This is a genomic window from Pirellulales bacterium (assembly GCA_036267355.1).
GTDB lineage: Bacteria > Planctomycetota > Planctomycetia > Pirellulales > DATAWG01 > DATAWG01.
The window spans coordinates 1-4,341 of the sequence record DATAWG010000091.1; the positions used below are offsets into that span (position 1 = coordinate 1).

The 4,341-nt window shown below is 60.0% G+C and carries 4 protein-coding genes; 2 read left to right on the plus strand and 2 right to left on the minus strand.

Features of this window, described 5'->3' with window-relative positions; all coding sequences use genetic code 11:
• Positions 1 to 146: 146 nt before the first annotated feature.
• Both VHX65_14245 and VHX65_14250 read right to left on the minus strand, forming a co-directional pair.
• Positions 147 to 977: an FkbM family methyltransferase gene (locus tag VHX65_14245; GenBank protein HEX3999709.1), complete on the minus strand. Its 831-nt coding sequence runs from the start codon at positions 975 to 977 to the stop codon at positions 147 to 149.
• A gap of 125 nt (positions 978 to 1,102) precedes the next feature.
• A complete protein-coding gene (locus tag VHX65_14250; GenBank protein HEX3999710.1) occupies positions 1,103 to 1,960 on the minus strand; it encodes a glycosyltransferase family 4 protein in 858 nt (285 codons plus the stop codon).
• A 529-nt stretch (positions 1,961 to 2,489) separates the two neighbouring features.
• Between VHX65_14250 and VHX65_14255 the strand changes: the two genes are divergently transcribed.
• Entirely contained in the window at positions 2,490 to 3,374 is an 885-nt protein-coding gene (locus VHX65_14255) for a glycosyltransferase (protein HEX3999711.1), read from the plus strand.
• 35 nt (positions 3,375 to 3,409) lie between these two features.
• Entirely contained in the window at positions 3,410 to 4,159 is a 750-nt protein-coding gene (locus VHX65_14260; protein HEX3999712.1) for a glycosyltransferase, read from the plus strand.
• Positions 4,160 to 4,341 lie beyond the last annotated feature (182 nt).

The window sequence follows — 4,341 nt, forward strand, 5'->3', positions numbered from 1 at the left end:
GCCGGCACGAGGCCCATCCGCGACGATCAGGAGCCGGCGCGGGCGAGCGGCGGCAATGGCGTCGAACACCTGCCGGGTGGTCCCGGGACGATTGAAGATGAACAGCGCAACGGGCGTTGAAAGTTCGGTCATTGGTTCTCTCCCAGCTAAAGCTGTCTTGCCGCTTGCCAGCCGCGAGCGTATTCCATGGCTGCCAACGCAACCGGATTCAATCGGGAGCCATTTGGAACGGCGATTACGTCGAAATGTTCGTCGCAGCGCGCGTTGACAGCGATGAGATAGTCGACGGTCTGCTGCAACACATCACGCGACGGCACGCCGCTAAAGTGGCTGAACGTGCCACGATTGTTGAACCATAGGTAGCACCCATAGCCTGCGCTCGTCAGTGTTTCGAACGGCGCCAGCGGATCGCATCCAGTGGCCGCGAAGAGCTTTGGATGCCATTCGAAGATCACCGCAGGCCGACTTTGTTCCAATAGCGCCGCGGCGCCGCACAGCACTTCTCCGTCGCAGCCGTCCACATCAATTTTGAGAACGTCGACTGGAGCGGAAATGGCCGGTCGAAGCGAATCGAGCGGCACGGCGTCGATCCACTCGTCGCCGATCGCCGCCGCCGTACCGAGATGGTGCTTTACCAGCGACCGCACGCGCTTCGCCTTGCCAGCGAGGACCGCCCGGATTCGGACGACGTCCTCGAATTGCCTCATGTTCTGATCCAAGAGCGCAAAGAACTCCGCTTCCCCCTCGACGCAGATGATCCTCCGTAGCGCATGATTGCACCGTTCTTTCAGCAGCAAGACGGTGTCGCCGATTGTCGCTCCAATATCCACCACGGTGATTCGTCTCTCCAAAGTGCTAAACGCCTGCTGCACCAATTCCACCAAGGGCGAATTGAAGAACGGTATGCGATTGTCCCGCAGGATCGACGGGTAAATGTTTCCCCGATTGACGAACACATCGAAGCCGTGAAGCTGCATCCGGATTGGGCCGTCGTTGTTCTTCCGCGCACCGCAGAGCATCCTCCGCAAATTCGGGATCATTGGCCAGCGCGAGCGACGCGCGGGCTTTGAGCCAGGCGAAGAAATTTGATCGGTAAGCTGAGTCATGCCGTTTCCAAAAGTGTCATTGGGGTCGCGATTGCATGACGGTCAGGCCCGTTCGACATTGCGTGCAAACAGGGAGCAATGGCCTGCCACAATTCCCGGTAGGCTGCTTCCGGATCGAAGCGGGCAGCATAAGCCAGCGCGGCCCGTTCCCAGACGTTGCGATATTCGCCATCGGTCAGCAATCGCACCGCCGCGTTCGCGAATTCCGATGGGCTTTTTGCGCAAACGAAGCCCGCGCCGATCCCGGTGGTCAAACCTTGGGCGGCGATCGGCGATGCCACGGTCGCCTTGCCGTGCGCCAGTGACTCGACCAACTTGATCTTCAACCCGCTGCCCACCAACAGCGGGCAGATCACGGCGGCGGGACCATCGTAAATATCCGCGGTGTTCGGCACCACGCCGCGAAGCACAATTCGATCGTCAATGGCCGCGGCCGCCGCCAAGCCCGCGTTTTGGCACACGCTGCCAACAATCTCGAGGAGGGCGTCGGGGCATCGGGCGCGAATTTGCTGCCAAGAGTCGGCGATGAACGGCAGGATCGATGCCACATTGGTGCTATGATTGCTGCCCACAAAGCAGAGGCTCTTCCGCCGGCATCGACGCGGGCATGTTTCGAGTGCATGCTCCGCGACAATTACCCTTTTATCCGGCAGCATTTCCTGGAGCACTTTCTGCTCTTCATTCTGAATCGCAATCACGAGGTCGAACGGTTCCAGGTGCTGAATTTCTTCCTCGCGCGTCATGCCACCTTCCGCCGGCAAGCTCGATCGCTGCAAATCGGCGTCGCGCAGATGCACAACGTCGTGCGTATCGACCACCAGCAAAGTGCGGTCGCGCCGCACCTTTGCAATCAATGGTGCAAGGTAAGTGTGGTCGATCCAAACGACGTCGGCACGGTCTCTGGCCACAATGCGCGAGAAGGCGTCGCCAGCATCTTGGGACCGGCCAAGCCAGCGCCAAGCCGAAATGGCGGCTCGAGAGAGAATCGATCGACGGGGACGAACCAGAAACTCAAGACATTGCGACGGCGCCGCTGGCAATCGCCGACCTGCCATTTCAAGCATGCTGACTCGATCCACGAACATTTGGACGTCGGCCGGCTTCCGTTGGCGGCAAGCCTTCCATCCCGCAAAAACCAGATGCACCCGAAATCCAGTCGATCGTAGATACCGCAAGATGCTGGCGAGCCGCGTCGCGCTGCCTGAATTCTGGAACGACGGGTAGTATGGGGAAAGCACGGTGATTTTGAGCATCGCTGGTTCTCTCCATCCGGTTGTTCGCTATTTGTCGGTTATACCGACTGGGCAACTTTTGCCGATTTTAAGCTCATCCCCAATTGTCCTTCGGCCCGATTTTGTAAGGTCCTCACAACAGGGCCGCACTATGACGATTCCAAAAATCATCCATCAGACCTGGAAAGACGAAAACGTTCCGGCGGTTCTCCGTCCCTACGTTGAATCGTGGCGGCGGCATCATCCGCAGTGGGAATGGCGGCTGTGGACCGACAAGGAAAACCGGCGCTTCATCCGAAGGCACTACCCCGCGTTCTTGAAGCAATACGATCGATACCCCTGGCCTATCCAGCGAGTGGATGCCGTTCGCTATTTTCTACTTGAGCGTTTCGGCGGCCTGTATGTCGATTTGGATTTTCAATGCCTGCGGCAGTTCGATCCTCTTCTGGAAGGAAGATCGTGTGTGCTTGGTCAGGAATCGTTGGAACACGGTCGGCTATTCCAACGGACGCGGATCGTGTGCAATGCCTTGATGGCCGCGGAGCCAGGTCATCCGTTCTTCCGCCGCGTGATCGAGGAATTGCCTGCCTTTGCGGCCAAACCGGATCCCGCGCAAACCGTTCTGACGACGACTGGCCCATTCATGCTCAGCGACGTTTATGACGGCTTTGCCTCGAAGGAAACGATCGCCCTGATGCCACCCGACTATTTCTATCCGCTATCGATGGAGCAAGCCGACGAATTCCGCAACACGGGAAGGCCGGTCGATCAACTCGATGCTTACGCCGTGCATTTTCACGTCGGCAGTTGGTGGCGGCCCGACGAGGCTAAGAACGGCGGGCGCCCGGTCGGTGCCGGGCGGCCGAACCGCTGGCAGCGACGGGGTCAGAGAATCGACGCCGAGTTGGCGATCATCGCCGGTTGGTTGCGTGCCTCGTGGGGTTGGGGGGCAAAGAGCCCGGCGCTTCGAGGCGCACCGGCGCGGTTTTCAGCGTTGCCGTCCATTGCGATTCCAACCGGCGCCGCCGAAGAATGAGCCAATCCCCGGCCTGCAAATCACTATTCGCCGGCATGATCACCAGCAACATTACACGCAGCCTGCAAGGCTTCTTCGGCCCACGGTCGCGGGCGCCCTTCCAAGCTGCGACGGGACATACGCGCATTCCCAAGCAACTTCGTTTTGTCTGGGGAATGCTCGGAGGCGGCGAATTGCCGAGCAAGTTGGACCGCAATTTGCGCCGCTGGCGCGAGCTTCATCAAGGCTGGAACCTGACGGTCCACGGCGGCAAAGAGGTCGGCGACCTTGCCGCGCGGTATTCGGAATACCCGTTCGCCTCGTATGGCAAAGCCATTCAGCGTTGCGACATCTGTCGGCTGATGCTGCTCGACCGCTATGGCGGGGTTTATACCGACCTGGACGTTGAACCCACCGCGTGCTTGGATGGCCTGTTCTCGCGTTATCCCAGGGCAAACCTGCTGCTCGGTGTGGAGGTGTGCCTGTCGCGCAAGGAATCTGGTCGGATCGGCCGGGAGATGGCTATCCGCCAAGGCATACCCGAGGTGCGCCGCCGGATCGCCAATTTTTTCATGGCCTCGGTTCCCGGCCACCCGTTCTGGAAGGCGGCCCTGCAATTGGCCAAATCCAGGGCCAGCCTGCCGGTGCGGAGCCAGTACGATATTTTGTACACGACCGGACCCGATGTCATCACCGAGACGTTGCACCGGAACGCCAAGAGGTTTTCGGACATTGCGGTCGTTCCACAGCGACTGCTAGAGCAGTTCATCGGACATCAGCGCGCGGGGAGCTGGCGGGATTTTTGATTTTTCGGCTTGGGCAAGGCTCCCGGCCAGGACGAACTCCCAGAGAACCAATGACCGAACTTTCAACGCCCGTTGCGCTGTTCATCTTCAATCGTCCCGGGACCACCCGGCAGGTGTTCGACGCCATTGCCGCCGCTCGCCCGCGCCGGCTCCTGATCGTCGCGGATGGGCCTCGTGCCGGC

Excerpts from the sequence above, each read along its gene's own strand:
- VHX65_14245 (HEX3999709.1), bottom strand. The coding sequence starts at position 977 with ATGCAGCTTCACGGCTTCGATGTGTTCGTCAATCGGGGAAACATTTAC.
- VHX65_14255 (HEX3999711.1), top strand. The coding sequence starts at position 2,490 with ATGACGATTCCAAAAATCATCCATCAGACCTGGAAAGACGAAAACGTT.
- VHX65_14260 (HEX3999712.1), top strand. The coding sequence starts at position 3,410 with ATGATCACCAGCAACATTACACGCAGCCTGCAAGGCTTCTTCGGCCCA.